General features: G+C 32.2%; 12 protein-coding genes and 1 other annotated feature. Of the genes, 3 read left to right on the forward strand and 9 right to left on the reverse strand.

The features are described from left to right. Positions 1-63: 63 nt before the first annotated feature. The 8 genes from JK636_RS13585 to JK636_RS13620 all read right to left on the reverse strand — a co-directional run bounded on the left by JK636_RS13585 (position 64) and on the right by JK636_RS13620 (position 10,115). Positions 64-2,304, reverse strand: coding sequence for an ornithine decarboxylase (locus JK636_RS13585; RefSeq protein ID WP_202749552.1), 2,241 nt, complete (start codon positions 2,302-2,304; stop codon positions 64-66). Between the two features lie 119 nt (positions 2,305-2,423). Then, the gene (locus JK636_RS13590; RefSeq protein ID WP_202749553.1) at positions 2,424-3,569 is read right to left on the reverse strand and encodes a PucR family transcriptional regulator; all 1,146 of its coding nucleotides are present in this window, start codon (positions 3,567-3,569) and stop codon (positions 2,424-2,426) included. Between the two features lie 240 nt (positions 3,570-3,809). Continuing rightward, complete coding sequence (locus JK636_RS13595) at positions 3,810-4,505, reverse strand: response regulator transcription factor (RefSeq protein WP_202749554.1); 696 nt, start codon at positions 4,503-4,505, stop codon at positions 3,810-3,812. Then, positions 4,483-5,955, reverse strand: a complete 1,473-nt coding sequence (locus JK636_RS13600) for a sensor histidine kinase (protein ID WP_202749555.1) — start codon at positions 5,953-5,955, stop codon at positions 4,483-4,485. The genes JK636_RS13595 and JK636_RS13600 overlap by 23 nt, the downstream gene beginning before the upstream one ends. A 9-nt stretch (positions 5,956-5,964) precedes the next feature. Next, complete coding sequence (locus JK636_RS13605; RefSeq protein WP_202749556.1) at positions 5,965-6,717, reverse strand: ABC transporter permease; 753 nt, start codon at positions 6,715-6,717, stop codon at positions 5,965-5,967. Then, positions 6,704-7,429 (reverse strand): ABC transporter ATP-binding protein, encoded by a 726-nt coding sequence (locus JK636_RS13610; RefSeq protein WP_202749557.1) that lies wholly within the window; start codon positions 7,427-7,429, stop codon positions 6,704-6,706. Before JK636_RS13610 ends, JK636_RS13605 begins: the two co-directional genes overlap by 14 nt. 84 nt (positions 7,430-7,513) lie before the next feature. Next, positions 7,514-8,797 (reverse strand): hypothetical protein, encoded by a 1,284-nt coding sequence (locus tag JK636_RS13615; RefSeq protein ID WP_243428230.1) that lies wholly within the window; start codon positions 8,795-8,797, stop codon positions 7,514-7,516. A gap of 925 nt (positions 8,798-9,722) precedes the next feature. Beyond that, complete coding sequence (locus JK636_RS13620; protein WP_202749558.1) at positions 9,723-10,115, reverse strand: hypothetical protein; 393 nt, start codon at positions 10,113-10,115, stop codon at positions 9,723-9,725. A 312-nt stretch (positions 10,116-10,427) separates the two neighbouring features. Then, positions 10,428-10,652 (forward strand) — a binding site (T-box leader). 41 nt (positions 10,653-10,693) lie between these two features. On the opposite strand from JK636_RS13620, the gene leuS reads away from it, so the two are divergent. Continuing rightward, the gene (gene leuS, locus JK636_RS13625) at positions 10,694-13,129 is read left to right on the forward strand and encodes a leucine--tRNA ligase (RefSeq protein ID WP_202749559.1); all 2,436 of its coding nucleotides are present in this window, start codon (positions 10,694-10,696) and stop codon (positions 13,127-13,129) included. Between the two features lie 46 nt (positions 13,130-13,175). On the opposite strand, the gene yjbM is transcribed toward leuS, so the two are convergent. Then, the gene (yjbM, locus tag JK636_RS13630) at positions 13,176-13,964 is read right to left on the reverse strand and encodes a GTP diphosphokinase (protein ID WP_202749560.1); all 789 of its coding nucleotides are present in this window, start codon (positions 13,962-13,964) and stop codon (positions 13,176-13,178) included. 311 nt (positions 13,965-14,275) lie between these two features. Here yjbM and JK636_RS13635 point away from each other — a divergent pair, with 311 nt between their 5' ends. Both JK636_RS13635 and JK636_RS13640 read left to right on the forward strand, forming a co-directional pair. After that, positions 14,276-15,136, forward strand: coding sequence for a DUF2225 domain-containing protein (locus JK636_RS13635; protein WP_202749561.1), 861 nt, complete (start codon positions 14,276-14,278; stop codon positions 15,134-15,136). A gap of 89 nt (positions 15,137-15,225) precedes the next feature. After that, the gene (locus JK636_RS13640; RefSeq protein WP_202749562.1) at positions 15,226-16,212 is read left to right on the forward strand and encodes a methyl-accepting chemotaxis protein; all 987 of its coding nucleotides are present in this window, start codon (positions 15,226-15,228) and stop codon (positions 16,210-16,212) included. Positions 16,213-16,274: the final 62 nt, after the last annotated feature.

Below are 16,274 nucleotides of genomic sequence, written 5' to 3' on the forward strand. Positions count from 1 at the left end.
CCCTTTTTATTTTTAGCTTAGGATATAGTCGAAGCTATATCCGTAAGCTATTAGTTTTTTTAGTTAATTTTTTCTGTCTAGTACATAGCCGTATGCTTTAACGCGGCCATTTTCTTTTTCAAGGTATACACCTTGAATTTCAGGTGCAAAACCTGGGAATTCATTAATTCCATCTTGAAGTATTAAGAAATATCTTTGAGCTACCTCGCTCCATACTTCCCCAGGAACAACACAGAAAACTCCTGGCGGATATGGTAGAGCTCCTTCTAAAGCTACTTCGCCTACTATATCCTCTAAGGCTACAAGCTTAGCCTCATTTCTTAATAGCGCCCATCTGGCTTGTTGAGGAGTAAATATTTTCTTAGTTTCTTTCTTTGAAGAAGTAGTTGCTGCAACTTCATCTAAAGCATTCCAATTAGTTTCTTCTGAAACAACTGCTCTCTTAGGTAAAAATTCAGCTCTGAACAATTTCTTTTGATAATCTTTTGCATTGTTACCTTTATAGAAATCATGCATTTCCTGGCATAATCTTCTGATTGTATATCCTTTATACCTATCCATGTTATTTCTATAAATGCTCGGAAGAACTGTGCTTAATGGTGCATCCTCTTCCACAAGTTTTTCAAACTGTGCTAGAAGTGCAACAAGGTTCTCCATCTTTGTTGATGTTTCAGCTGGCGTTAATAAGAATAATATTGAGTTCAAATCATTCTTTTCTGGTATAAGTCCATGTTCTCTTAAGAAGTTAGCTAGTATTGTAGCCGGTATACCAAACTCTTCGTATTCGCCAGTTTGAACGTTTATACCTGGTGTTGTAAGCATAAACTTGTTAGGATCAACGAAGTATTGGTTTTCACCATATCCTTCAAAAGAATGCCACTTTTCACCTGGTATGAACTTGAAGAACTCTATGTTATTAGCAATTTCTTCTGTATCATGATCTTCCCAGTTCTTTCCATTAACAGTTGGAGGTATAAAAGGTTTAAGCATTGAACAGTTTTTTAATACCGCTTTTCTAGCTTCGATACCTAATTTTATGCATTCAGCCCACAAACGTCTTCCTGCTTCACCTTCCTGCATCTTCGCATTAACATCAAGTGTTGCATATAAAGGATAAAATGGACTTGTTGAAGCATACATCATAAATGAGTTATTAAAACGCTTGTGATCAACATAACGTCTTTGTCCTTTAATATGATTGTCCTTCTTGTGAATCTGTGAAGCTTGAGAAAATCCTGCCTGCTGCTTGTGAATAGATTGAGTTACTAATATTCCAGGATCATTTTCATTTAAATCTAAAAGTAGTGGAGAACAATCTCTCATCATAGGAATAAACTGCTCATAACCAACCCACGCTGAGTCAAATAAAATATAGTCACAAAGATGTCCTATTTTATCAACTACCTGTCTTGCATTGTAAATAGTTCCATCATAAGTTCCAAGCTGAATTACAGCTAATCTAAATGGTCTCTTGTCATTAGCTCTTTCTGGAACAGTTTTAGCTATTTCTCCTCTAAGGTAAGCTTCATCAAAGCAGTGAGAATCGATACCACCGATAAATCCAAAAGGATTACGTGCTGTTTCAAGGTATACTGGATTTCCGCCTGATTGAACTAAAGCTGCATTATATACAGATTTATGATTATTTCTATCAAATAAAACCAAATCTCCTGGAGCAACTAATGCATTTATAGCTACAGTATTTGCTGTGCTTGTACCATTCATTACAAAGTAGGTTTTATCAGCGTTGTATATTCTTGCTGCATTCTGCTCTGCATCTACAGCTGGTCCTTCATGTATCAGAAGGTCTCCTAAAGCAACGTCGGCATTGCATATATCTGAACGGAATATGTTTTCTCCGTAGAACTCATAAAAATATCTTCCTGCAGGATGCTTTCTGAAATATTGACCACCTTGATGTCCAGGACAATCAAATTGAAGGTTTCCTCTTTCTACGTAATTGCTTAAAGCTTTGAAGAAAGGCGGAAGTACATTTTCCTCATATTGACTTGCAGCGTTTTCAAGTTCTCTGTTATAAAGATTTGAATCAAAATTGCTTCCGTCAATTGCACGATAAACTTTTTTTGCTAATTCGCCATCTAGCTTGTCTATGTTTTTTAAAACAACAAATACAGGTATGCCAAACTTTGTATCATATATTTTATTGATTAAGTCAGCATCCAAATCAGTTACCACAACTGCTGCTACATCTGTATAATCAGTACTTTCAGCTAATATTAAATCTCTTTTAGTTGAAAAATACTCTTTAGCTTCTGCAGTGTATGCAATTTTTAACTGCTTCATATTCGACCTCCATTATTTTAATAGTTTGAATATTTTTTTCTATAGCAATATAATACACCATTCGACAGTGTTTTAGCTTTGTAATTATTTAAATTAAAAATTATGTCATTTTGTAAAATTTACAAAGGATTATTGATAAGATTATATATTCTAATTGATAAAGCTAATTCCTCATAAAAATGATCATAGGTATTACCTTTGCATAATATTTTATTTATTTTATCTATTCTGTATCTCACAGTATTTCCATGCTGAAATAATTCCTGTGCTGTAGCTTTTATATCTCCATTATTTTCAACATACTTTACTGCAGTTTTTAAAAGCTCTGTTTCATTATCTTTATCATAAGAAACTAGTGGTTCTATCATTTCCTTATAATATTTTAGAACCCAGGGGTTATCAAGAATCGGTAGAATTACTCTATTAATTCCAATATCATGGAAGAATGAAACATCTTTATTATAAGTAACTGAATATTTGCAGGCATATAAACTTTCTTGTATTGCCTTATTCAGCTTTCCTAAGTTTTCATATAAGCTGCTTATACCTATAAAGTATTCTTTTTGAGTAAGTCCCCACCATTCCAGCCTTCTTAGTATATTTTTATCAATATGCTGCTGCCCCGCATCTTCAAAGGTATTAATAAGAATATACCCATCTTTATACGGGATAACCTTGCTAAAAGCTTCCTCCATCTCTTTATTATAAAAGCTTTTTATCCCTGTTGCTTTACCGCTTTTTTTCCTGCAAAAGGCTACTATATTTTTTTCTTTAAAATTTATATTAATTTTCCGGGCAATTTCTTTTATGCTTGGTTCATTCAAGTTATTATATAAAATGTTATCTATTATTGCTGTTAAGTTTTCATATTTCCTTTTTTCATTAATAGCTTTATTTACATATACAATTACATCCTCGGTAAAGGTATCGCTAAAGATCATGATAGGAAAATTTTCTTTATTAGAAAGTTTAATCACTTCTTCAGGAATATAATTAAAATAAATATTTTTGATAGCCAGACAGCTTATTCCTACCGCTATCATCCTTTTTACAATTCCATATAATTCATCAATATTATCTCTTATAGCAACTAATGTGCTTAAAGCAAAATCACCCGAACTAAAATTTTCTGCAATTAAGTCTCCTATTTCATAATCCCAAACTGCTACATGGGTTATTTTATTGGATAGCCCCTTTTCTCCTGCAATGACCTTAAATCCTTTAAGTATTTCAAGTTCTAAAGCTTCATGTACTGTTATAGCCATAAAATTTCCACCCCCTTCTTGCTGTAATAATTTTAGCTTATAAAAGCCCGAATATAAATTCAGTGAACCATTCACTTTACTAAATTTATTGTAAATTAATAACCATAAATAATTATAAAGAAGGATTATAATAAAATCAAATAATTATGAACTTTTTTATATTATTTTGTCTACTTTTGTCGCTAGTAATATATGGCATCTTTTTAACATCAAAAAAAATTTAAGGGTACAAGTTTAAACTTATACCCTTAATCTATATCCAGCTCCCCATACAGTTTCTATATACTGCGGTTCAGAAGGATTTGCTTCTATTTTTTCTCTCACTCTTCTTATGTGGACAGTTATTGTAGCGTTATCTCCAAGAGCTTCTAATCCCCAAACTCTTTCAAACAGTTCTTCTCTTCCAAAAACTCTGTTTGGATTCTGTGCAAAATATAAAAGCAGATCAAATTCCTTTTGAGCTAAGGTTACTTCTTTATCATTTATGAATACCTGTCTTGAATCTTTTAGTATCTTAAGCCCTCTTATTAATATGCTGTTCTTATCTTCACTACCTTTAAATTTGCTCTTTAGCCTTTCATAATTTTGGATATGAGACTTTACTCTTGCAACTAATTCCCCCGGACTAAAAGGCTTTGTAATATAATCATCCGCTCCTAAAGACAAGCCTTTTATTTTATCAATTTCCTCTTTCTTAGCTGAAACTAAAAGCACAGGAATATCTTTTATATCTTGGATTATTCTTAAAATATCAAAGCCATCTATATTAGGAAGCATTACATCAAGAATAACCAAGTCATAATTATTTTCTTTTATTTCATTTAACCCTGATACTCCATCAGTGCATATGTTAACATCAAAACCAGAAATCTCCAAATAATCTTTTTCAAGTTCTGCAATACTTAAGTCATCTTCAACTATCAATATTTTCTTCATAATCCCCTCTGACCTCTTCAACTTTTTTTAATGATATTATAATGCTTGTTCCTTCATTGTCGTGGCTGACAGCCCATATCCTTCCGTTGTGGCCTTCAACAATCTGCTTTGCTATAGCGAGGCCTAATCCGCTTCCCTTTGCTCCGCTTCTTGCAGCATCGGCTCTGTAAAACTTATCAAAAATCTTGTTTACATCTTCACTTTTAATTCCCATACCATTATCTCTAATTTCAATGATAATACTTGAATTTGTTTCTCTTAATTCTAAGCTTATTTCCCCCTGCTCTTTCCCCATATATTTTCGAGAATTGTCAATAATATTAATTATAACTCTTCTCATCCTGTCTCTATCAATCGTGACAAATTTAGAATGCTCTAAATCGTTTTTAAGAGTTATTTTTATACTATTCTTTTCTAATTCAGGCTCCATTTCACTTACACAGTAATTGAAATACTCAATTATATCTGTCTTTTCAAAATTAAAGGGGATCTGATTTAAATCAAGCTTTGAATAAAGTAGTAAATCATCAATCATAATGTCTACCTGCTCAGCCTTTGAGTAGATTGTTTTTAAATACCTTTCCATCTTTTCAGGAGTAGCAGCGACACCATCTAATATACCTTCAACATATCCTTTTATAGAAGTTATCGGAGTTTTCAAATCATGAGAAATACTTGATATAAGCATTTTCCTATTATCATCGTACTTAAGCTTCATTGCTATAGAGTCCTTAAGCTGTATTCTCATAACCTCAAAATCATGACAAAGATCTTTTATCTCCTCATCTCCTTCCTCTGTAATTTCACAGTTTAAATTACCGCTGCTTATTTCAGAGGCTGCATTCTTTAGAGAGGTTATAGGATTTAAAAATCTTTTTGAAAGCCCATAGGTCATAATAATATTAACTGCTATAAAGGATATTATATATGTCAATATAATAACTAGAATAAACTCCTGGAATAAGTTTTCATTATGTCCTATAGGAGCAAGCAGCATTATTTTGCTTTCTGAGGAATCTTTTAATGCTAAACGTGCAGTTTCAAACATATAAGAGGTAGAATTGATTTCTACAACTTTTTCAATGTGCTGATCCTCTGATTTTTCAAAAGCCTTTTCAGCATCGATTTTACTTATATCGCTAATTGAAGACATGATATTGTTATTTGCAGATATTATGTAATCTCCTTTAAGGCTTGAAAGCTTTTTAGATAATATACTTTTTAGTTCTCCTTCACTTAAAGCACCTAAATTTTGTTCAGATATACTATTAGCTGTACTAAAAAGTTCTGTTTTTACTTCTGCAATTTTTTTAATGTTATTATATCCGATTTCTTTATTTAAAAACTTCGAAGAAATAAATAAGAAAGCAATGGCAACTACTAATGTAACAATAAATGGAATTATTACTATTAATGTATTGGATATTACTAATCTTTTCTTTATATTCATTTATCCACCCTAAAAATCTTTTTTATCAAATAGGTAATAACCTAAGGTAAATAATATTATACCATAGCTTACAAGCATCATAAACTTGAGCAAAATTTTAAATACCGGAAATGGAGTTATAATCCATAAGTTATACCAGTCAAATATTGAGGTAAAAAATATGCCTGAGTATCTTGAAAAAACTATTTCAAGCACTTTAAAAACCAAGAAAATTAGTACAGAAATAAAAAAAACACTAACTCCGCTTTTTAAAATGTTGCTTATAATTGCAATAACCATAGCAAGGATAAGCATTGGTAAAGCAGTTACAAGGTAGGACAATACAATATTTATAATTGCTTTTAAGGTAAAGGAATTAGAATTAAATAAAACACCCGCAAAAATTGAAATAAGCATAACTAAAATAAGATTAAATAAAATAAAAATAAATATTGCTGTAAGCTTTGCAGTAAAATACTTGAATCGGGTTACCGGTCTTGCAAGGGATATTTTCATTGTATTCTGAGAAAATTCTCCTGAAAAACTATCAATAGTAACAAGTGCAGTAAACAAAGGCAAAATAGTATTAACCAGTATCGACAATACCAATATAGGAAACTCCATGCTTGAAGCTCCTCTAAGTCCAAATCTGCTTCTTAATGCCATAACAGCACCTTGACCTGCTATAATGAAAATAAAAGATATTATAATTGCCAGCAAAAACTTTTTCTTTTTGCATAATTTTTCAATTTCATTAATTAAAGCTACTTTAAAACCTGCCATTTCTCTCAACCTCACTAACAAAATAGTTTTCAAGCGTTGCATAATTCTTTAATATGTTCTTAGTGCTGTCTACATTAATCATTCTTCCATTATAAAGAACTCCAATGCTGGTGCAGGTAAGCTCCACATCATGGATAAGATGGCTTGATATAAAAAAGGTTGTCCTCTCTTTTTCAGCTAAATTTTTAATAATATTTCTCATAGAAATCATTCCTTCAACGTCTAGTCCATTTAAAGGTTCATCCAAAACAACTACCTCTGGTCTTCCTAAAATTGCTGCTGAAATTCCAAGACGCTGTTTCATTCCAAGTGAAAATTTTCTCGGCTTTTCATTTTTATATTTTAAAATTCCTGTTAGTTCTAAAACTTCATCAATTCTATTATCATCAACATCCTTATAATACCTTGAAAACTGCTTTAAATTTTCATAAGCTGTTAGGTAAGGATAGGCTTCTGCTGTCTCTACTATACAACCTACCTTTTCCATTGCTTTTTCAAAATCCTCAAATATGCTGAAGCCATTTATTTTCACATCTCCGCTGTCCGGTTTAACAAGTCCTGTCATGACTTTCATTGCTGTAGTTTTTCCTGCTCCATTAGGTCCTAAAAAGCCAAAAATATCACCCTTATGTATATCTAAATTTATATCCTTAATTCCTCTGCCATTTTTATATACTTTAGTTAGGTTTTTTATCTCAATAACCTTGTCCATTGTAATCTCCTCTTATAAATGAAAGTTGATTTTTCAAGGGGGGCAGCCTTATCAGCCGCCCTAATTTTTAACAGGTGTTATCAACTAATCAATTACTTTATCAAATTCTCCATCAAATATGGCGTTTCCATCAGCAGAAACTCCACTACGAGCATTATCAAAGTCAAAGTATAGTCTTGGGAACCCATAGTTCATTCCAATGTTTCCCTTTATGTTTTTGCCTTCTGAATTTGTATAAGTAAAGTTTGCATTATAAATGTTTTTATCAAACACAGCATTAAATTTAAAGCTCTTAGCCTTAGCAGCGTAATCTTCATACCCTTTTAAGTATTCTTCGCTGTATGATCCTGAAATATTCTTCTCAGTAATTTTATCAATACTTACAACTCTTTCACCGATTTTTTTAAATTTACCGTCTTTTTTAATAAATATATTATTTTTGTAGGTACCTATATAAAGTTCAGGATTGGATATTTTAGTATTGTCTTCAATGACTGTCTTTTCAACCTTCTTACCATTAAGGTCAGGCTTGTTGATAACAGTCTTATTTACATCATAAGCCTTAGCTAAAACTTCAAAGGTCAGGCTGTGTTCTTTTCCTGCATCATCCTTGCCATAAAGAACTCCTGTGCCAAGAATGTTTTGAACCAGACCATTTTTATCTACAGTCATCTTTCCCTTAAGATCTTTTACAAATATATCCTGAGTAATTTTAGGCATTAAACTTTTATTATCTTGGTTATTTGGGTTATTTTGATTATTTGAATAAAAACCAAATTGGCGTTTTAATTGATAAGAAACTATAGCATTTGCAAGCGTAGGAATTTGAGCTTCATTTAAAGAACCTGAAAACTCTTTACTTCCATCAGAATTGTCTGAAGCCACAACAGAGTCCTTAAGGTTGCCGATAAAAGCATCTGCTATTTTTTCAAGATCTCCTGCTTCCTTTTGTTTAAAAGGATTGTTTATCCAGAACTTATCATCATTTATCTTTTGTTCTGTTACATGATAAATGCCATCTTTATTGTTATAGCTGATATAGCCAGCTTTATCTCTGTAGTAGAAGCCCTCATTTTTCTCCTTGCCTTCCACAGTGGTTGTAGTATTCTCGCAGGAAAGCTTTTTTAAATCATATTTGTTAACAGAGTTTTGCGAGCTTATAACAGTTCCATTGTCCTTTAAAGCAAAAGAAACATCTACAGTATAGCTTGAAAGTTTGCTTGTATAATTGTCAGCAGAATATTTCATTGCCTCCTTAGCCTGATCATAACCACTTTTTGAAACTACTTCAGCAAATGCTGTAGTTGTAAACATTAAAGTTCCAACAGCAAGACTTACTATCATGGCAGTCTTTTTTTTCATTTTCAATTCATAACATCCCCTTACTTAAGCTAATTCCAGGAAAGCTTTCCATGTTTCTATTTTAAAGTCAATATCTCTACTTTACATAAACTAATTATAAACAAATTATAAACTTTGGGGAATATACGAAAGTTACCAAATAGAATAGCCGCAGGCTTTAAAAAAATTCAGCAAACTTAAAATATTTTTATCTTGCTCAGAAGAGAGGCTCTAAGCTTTTCAATATCACTTCGCCAAGAACATGTGTAAAGTTATCAATCAAATTGAAATATTATTTTCTACACCTGCTCTCGGTCTTTACAACCAGCCTATATATCCTATACGCAATTATAAGTATCTTTCTATACGACTTACTAAATGATTGTTTTTATGATTAAAACTTTTGGATTTGTTAAAAGCAAGTAATGGCCTTTTTATCATTCGTATATTTATATATAAACCTATAAAAATATTTACTTGAGCCATGCTGGTTTGCAGTAAATTTGCTTTCTACAATATCAAATAACCTGTTTATATAAACACTATTATTAAACAGCACCAAACTCTTTAATGCTTAATCTAGTTAATTGAAGCAAAAGTATTATAGACTTGCTTTAAAGTTTGTAGGGCAGTGTGGAAAATAATATATAAGATTAATTAAGTACTTTGCCCATGTTCTTGGTGAAATGAAATCATAATACTTAGAGCCTCTCTTCTGAGCTAACAAAATGTAAAATACGATATCCACATTTATTATAGAAGCTTCGCTTTATAATCAGAAAAAGTTAAAGCGAATTCCTAGAGACTCTTAGTTTTATGGCTTCACGAACCTTAGAACATCCGCAAAGTAATCACTAATCTTAGATATTATTTTCCACGCAAAATCCTGCGGACTTTAAAGCAAGCCTGCGTCAATTTTATTTCATAATCTACTTATTATCCAAACAGTTCTTTAGGACCTTCCTTTAAATTCATTTCCGCATTTCTTGCAGGTAATTACAACCTTACCCTTTTTTCTAGGCACTCTAAGCTTTTGAGAACAATTTGGGCACTTAAAAATTTTATATTTTCGTCTTTCCTCAATAGAAATATTGGATATATTAAATTTTCTTTTGATTATCAATATAATATTTTCATACTTGGCCAGCTCTTGATATCTTTTATATTTGTTTTTCGAACAAATTCTAAAAATTCCGTAAGCAACAAAAACAAGGCTTATACCTAATGTATACCTTGTTAAGGAAAGTACTGCCCCCAAAATTACAACATCTCGTGAAAGCCTGTCAAATCCATAGCAATCCTTAAAATAATATAAAAACTTGTTTAGATAATTATTAAACTTCAATGAAACTCCTCCCAATAATATATTCCTACCGTAAATATATAAATATGTAAATATATATTTATACGGTATCACAGCTATCTTGCTGATACAACAAAAATTCTGTTAACATTTCATTACGAAATTTAATACTCTTCTTCTTCGTATCGGCCTGCCTCTGTGGGACAATTTGACCAATCTAATAAACACGGAAATAATCTTAAACAATAAAACTCCTCTCAGTATATTTTGAGCTTTTCTTCTTTCCTACGTATTAAAATGATTCATCTTAAAATCATTGACAAAATTCATGCTTTAGAATATAATGTTATAAAATATTAAGCTTTGAACAGGAATAGTAATATTGCAATCAATTTAAGAGAGCTGTTGTCTGGTGCAAAACAGTATTTGATGAAATATGAACTCGTCTGGGAGCATACCTGCAGAAAAGCAGGTACGGTAAATCCGTTATCTTTTTAAGCTGAGATTTATGATATATTTTTTCCTTTTCATAAATCTAATTAGAGTGGTACCGCGGAATTTTAATCTTTCGTCTCTTTTATGAGATTGAAGGATTTTTTTATTTGAAGGAGGTTTTTTAAATGGCTAACTATGGTACAGACGTTGATAAGAAATGGCAGCAAAAATGGGAAGAAACAAATCTTTATAAATTTGATAAAGATAAATTAGATAAAAAGCTATATGTACTTGAAATGTTTTCTTACCCATCCGGAAGCACACTTCATGCCGGTCACTGGTTTAACTATGGTCCGGTAGATTCCTGGGCTAGAATGAAAAGAATGCAGGGTTATAATGTTTTTCAGCCAATGGGCTTTGATGCTTTTGGTCTTCCTGCTGAAAACTACGCGATTAAAACAGGAATACATCCAAAGGATTCTACACTTAAGAATATTGAAACTATGGAAAAGCAGTTAAAATCCATGGGTGCAATGTTTAACTGGGATAATGAAGTTGTAACCTGCGACCCTGAATATTATAGATGGACACAATGGGTATTTTTAAAACTATATGAAAAAGGCTTGGCTTACAGAAAGAAAGCTCCTGTAAATTGGTGCCCTAGCTGCAATACTGTTCTTGCAAATGAGCAGGTAGTTGACGGACACTGTGAGCGCTGCGAAACTGAAGTTACAAAGAAGGACTTAACTCAATGGTTCTTAAAAATAACTGATTATGCAGATGAACTTCTTGAAAAGCTTGATGATTTGGATTGGCCTGAAAAAACAAAGGCTATGCAAAGACACTGGATTGGAAAATCTACTGGTGCTGAAGTAACCTTTAAGGTAACTGATTCAGATTTAAGCTTTAATGTATTCACAACAAGAGTTGATACTTTGTTTGGAGTTACCTATGTTGTTTTAGCTCCAGAAAATGAGCTTGTTGATAAACTTACTTTAGCTGAAAGCAAGGCTGCTGTTGAAGAATATAAGGAAGCTGCCAAAAAGCAGACAGATATAGAAAGACAATCTATTACAAGAGAAAAAACCGGAGTGTTTACAGGCTCCTATGCCATAAATCCTATTAACGGAAGAAAGGTACCTATCTGGGTTGGAGACTATGTACTTGCAACATATGGTACCGGTGCAGTTATGGCTGTTCCAGCTCATGACGATAGAGACTTTGCTTTTGCATCAAAATATAAGCTTCCAATAGAAAGAGTTATAGCAAGTGATACAGAACTTCCTTATACTGAACATGGAAAGCTTGTAAACAGCGAAGAGTTTACCGGACTTACTACTGAAGAAGCAAAGGAAGCAATTGTTAAAAAGCTTGAAAGCGTAAAGCTTGGTTCAGCTAAAGTTAACTATAGATTAAGAGACTGGCTTGTATCAAGACAAAGATACTGGGGTGCTCCTATTCCTGTTGTTCACTGCGAGCACTGCGGAATAGTACCTATACCTACAAATCATCTTCCAGTAGAGCTTCCATATGCTGTAGAATTCTCACCTGACGGCAAATCACCACTTGCTAAATCAGAAGAGTTCATGCATACAACTTGTCCAAGATGCGGTCATGAAGCTTTAAGAGATGCAGATACTCTTGACACCTTTGTTGATTCATCCTGGTATTATTTAAGATATGCTGACAATAAAAACAGTGAGAAGGCTTTTGATCCAGAAATCATTAACAAAGTACTGCCTGTTGACAAGTATGTAGGCGGTCCAGAACATGCCTGCATGCATTTATTATATGCAAGATTTATTACAAAAGCTCTTAGAGATATGGGCTACTTAAACTTTGATGAACCTTTCCTTTCATTAACTCATCAAGGCTTAATACTTGGACCAGACGGACTTAAAATGAGTAAATCTAAGGGAAATACTATTACACCTGACGACTATATCAAAGACCATGGTGCTGATGTATTCAGAATGTATTTAATGTTTGGGTTTGGCTATACAGAAGGCGGAGCTTGGAGCGATGACGGGATAAAATCTATTGCCAGATTTGTAGATAGAATCGAAAGAATGTTTGACGCTTCAAGACAGGTAATAAACTCAGGAAATACCAAAACTACTATAGATAAGGCTGAAAAAGAACTTAACTACTGGAGACATTTTGCAATAAGAGGCGTAACTTCAGATACCGAAATTCTTCAGTTTAATACTGCTATAGCCAGAATGATGGAGCTTACAAATGCATTATCAAAATACTTAAATGAAGAAACTAAAAATGCCTCCTTCTTAAAGGAAGTTATTGTAGACTTCATAAAAATGCTTGCACCGTTTGCACCTCACTTTGCTGAAGAACAATGGGATCTTTTAGGTATGAACTACTCTGTATTTAACGAAGAATGGCCAAAATTTGATGCAGCTGCTCTAGTTAAAGACGAGGTTGAAATCGCTATACAAATTAACGGAAAAATAAAAGCTAGAATAAATGTTCCTTCTGATTTAAATGAAGATGGAATAAAAGAAGCTTCATTAAACAATGAAGATGTTAAAAAGGCACTTGAAGACAAAGCTGTTGCTAAGATTATTGTAATTAAAGGAAAACTTGTGAATATAGTAGCGAAGTAATTAAGAATTAAAAAATACAAATAGCTGGAGGGTTATACCCTTCCAGCTATTTGTATTTTTCCAAAGTTTTTTCCGTTGCCTGAAGCAAATTATTTAAATCGTAAACTTCTCCTTCTTCTATAAGCTTATTAAGCTGCATTTGAAATCTTGTAGATTCTCCCGGCTTGCCTATGGAAGCTAAAGTTATTATGTTATTCATTATATTTGATATTAAGCTTGACTTAACTTCAAATAATTTTTGAGCATCTTTAATCTCATCCTTTATCTCCAGCATAAGCTGATCTAAATTAGAGGCTGCATCAGCTGCATTCTTAAGCTTTTGTCTAATATCATGAGGAATCTCATGCTTATATTTATAGTTAAGTGAATGCTCAATAGTGGCCCAAAAATTCATGGCAAGAGTTCTTATTTGAAATTCTGCTAAAATATCCTTTTGACCTTCTGCTAAGTTTACGGGATATTTAATAATCATATGATAGCTTCTATAACCACTTTCCTTATAATTAGTCACATAGTCTTTCTCATACATAATCTGCATATCTTTTCTAATTCTAATAAGCTGTACTACTCTTTCTATATCATCCACAAACTGACACATTACTCTTATGCCTGCTATATCTTCCATTTCATATTCTATTCGATCTAAAGGTATATTAAATTTGTTAGCTTTTTCAAGTATACTTGCTATTTCTTTTACTCTTCCTGTGACAAACTCAATCGGTGAGTATTCATTTTTTCGTCGGAGTTCTGTTCTTATGCTTCTAAACTTTACTTTTAACTCATCAACAGCTTGTTCATAAGGTATCAGAAATGTTTTCCACTCTCTTATTGCCATAACCTTCATCCTTTACTATAAGTGTTTCAATATAATGTATTTATAATGCAATAAAATTCTTACATTAACGATGTCATAAAATATCCGATCTTCAAGGATTTTGGGGACATCTTTAATGTATTATAATTTTGCATTGTATGTATTAAAACTTTCACATTATATATTTATATTAACCTAAAAACAGATATTGTCAATGTATAAGAATTTTTTCTATAAATTAACTTTAACACTTTAAATAAAAACAATAGAATATTCCTCATATTTTGCTATAATAGAACTATAAAGAAATTCAATTTGTTAGGGTGATAATTATGAAGGAAAATATTTTTTCAGGTTTAGAAGGATTAGGTTTCAATGATATTGATGATTTAGAGCTTTTTAATAAAAAGAAAGAAGAAGAAAAGGCGGCTTCTACAGAAAAAAAAGAAGAAGATCCTAAAAATTCTCTTTACGATACTACAGTTACTTGTCCTGTATGCGAAAACAAATTTCAGGCTCACACTGTAAAAAGCTCAGCTATCAGAAGACAAAAAAGCGACAGTGACTTATTTGTAAGATACACTTCTGTAAATCCATATTTTTATGAAGTTTATCTATGCAACGTATGTGGTTATGCTGCTATGAAGCAGGATTTTGAAAAAATCAGAGATTATCAAGTAGAACTTATACAAAAAAAGATTACTCCAAGATGGCAGGGAAGACGCTATCCAGAGGTATATACTGCTGATATAGCTATCGAAAGATATAAGCTATCTTTACTAAACAGCGTAGTAATTGAAGCAAAATCCAGCAGGAAAGCCTTAAATTGTCTTAGAATAGCTTGGATGTGCAGAATAAAAGAAGATGAGACTAATGAAAAATTATTTTTAAGTCAAGCTTTAGAAGGTTTTAATGACGCCTATACTAATGAGGATTTTCCTATATGCGGTATGGACAAATTCACTTTAATGTATTTACTAGGTGAATTACATAGAAGAACCGGTAATTTAGAAGAGGCCAATCAGTGGTTCAGCAAGATTATAACTACACCAAATTCACCTCAGAAGATTAAAGATTTAGCTAGAGATCAAAGAGATTTAATCAAAGAAGAATTAACAGAGTCAATGGAAAGTCCGGAAGAACAAGCTGAGGATGTAAAAAAATCAGGATTTTTTTCAAAATTTTTTAAATAATTTTTTAAATGGTATAAAATTTATTTCAGAAGTTACGATAATTGTTGTAAGAAGTTTTCACGAAGAACAAAAGAGAGGGGATAGCTTACATGTTTTTTAGCAAAAAAAAATCCACAGAATCTTCAAGTACTAACCTACCTGTATTAGATAATTCAAGAGATACTGTTTTAAGTGAATCTCTAGCAAAGACTTACGAAAAAATTAAGGGTGAAATTGTGACGGTTGAAGAAAGTTCAAATAATATAATTTCTATTTCTTCAAATATTGAAGCGGCAGTAAATCAAATAACTTCGTCTAATTCAAGGCAAAACGAAGAAATCAGCAGTACACTTGGTATCTTAAAAGATTTCAATTTAGACATGGAGAATATGGCTGGAGGAATAACAAACGTACAAATAAAAGTATTAGATACCACTTCAATGGCTGATGAGGGGCTTAAGAGCATTGAGGAATTAGATTCTTCTCTAAATCAGCTGCAGACAGCCTTTTCTAGTTCTACTTCAACGGTAAACGACTTGGTTTCAAAAATAGATTCTGTAAATACTATTACTGATTCTATAAGCCAAATAGCAAGCCAGACAAATCTCCTTGCTTTAAATGCTGCAATAGAAGCTGCAAGAGCTGGTGAAGCAGGACGTGGTTTTTCGGTAGTTGCAGAGGAAGTTAGAAAGCTTGCAGAAAACTCCAAGCTTGCAGTTGAAAACATTACAAAAATCTTAGATGAGATAAAGATTGATATTATAAGTACTTCTAATTCTATGTCTCAAGGTGAAACTGCAATAACTAATCAAAACAGCACTTTAAAAACTACTAAAAATACCTTTATAAATATAAAAGCTTCTATAGACGAAGCTGCAGGTGAAATTGACAACAGCATAGCAACATTAGTTGAAACCTCAGAAAAAAAGAATACTATACTGTCCAAGGTTGAAGATTTATCTTCTATCTCAGAAACAAATTCTTCACTTTCAGAGGAAATAGCAGCTTCACTAGAAAGTCAAGCGCCTGCTTTCGTTCAGATTAAAAGAAATATAGACAAGCTTAACGAAACTCTTGATATGCTTAATCTAAAATAAAGGGAACTGCCCTAAGAACAATTAAATCTAGCGTGTTATTTGAATTCGTAGAAACATTTGAG

The organism is Clostridium rhizosphaerae (genome assembly GCF_016765585.1).
Classification (GTDB): Bacteria; Bacillota; Clostridia; order Clostridiales; family Clostridiaceae; genus Clostridium_AT; species Clostridium_AT rhizosphaerae.

Bases quoted from the DNA above. Each gene is read 5' to 3' on its own strand.
- JK636_RS13585 (WP_202749552.1), bottom strand. From the start codon at position 2,304: ATGAAGCAGTTAAAAATTGCATACACTGCAGAAGCTAAAGAGTATTTT.
- JK636_RS13590 (WP_202749553.1), bottom strand. From the start codon at position 3,569: ATGGCTATAACAGTACATGAAGCTTTAGAACTTGAAATACTTAAAGGA.
- JK636_RS13595 (WP_202749554.1), bottom strand. From the start codon at position 4,505: ATGAAGAAAATATTGATAGTTGAAGATGACTTAAGTATTGCAGAACTT.
- JK636_RS13600 (WP_202749555.1), bottom strand. From the start codon at position 5,955: ATGAATATAAAGAAAAGATTAGTAATATCCAATACATTAATAGTAATA.
- JK636_RS13605 (WP_202749556.1), bottom strand. From the start codon at position 6,717: ATGGCAGGTTTTAAAGTAGCTTTAATTAATGAAATTGAAAAATTATGC.
- JK636_RS13610 (WP_202749557.1), bottom strand. From the start codon at position 7,429: ATGGACAAGGTTATTGAGATAAAAAACCTAACTAAAGTATATAAAAAT.
- leuS (WP_202749559.1), top strand. From the start codon at position 10,694: ATGGCTAACTATGGTACAGACGTTGATAAGAAATGGCAGCAAAAATGG.
- yjbM (WP_202749560.1), bottom strand. From the start codon at position 13,964: ATGGCAATAAGAGAGTGGAAAACATTTCTGATACCTTATGAACAAGCT.
- JK636_RS13635 (WP_202749561.1), top strand. From the start codon at position 14,276: ATGAAGGAAAATATTTTTTCAGGTTTAGAAGGATTAGGTTTCAATGAT.
- JK636_RS13640 (WP_202749562.1), top strand. From the start codon at position 15,226: ATGTTTTTTAGCAAAAAAAAATCCACAGAATCTTCAAGTACTAACCTA.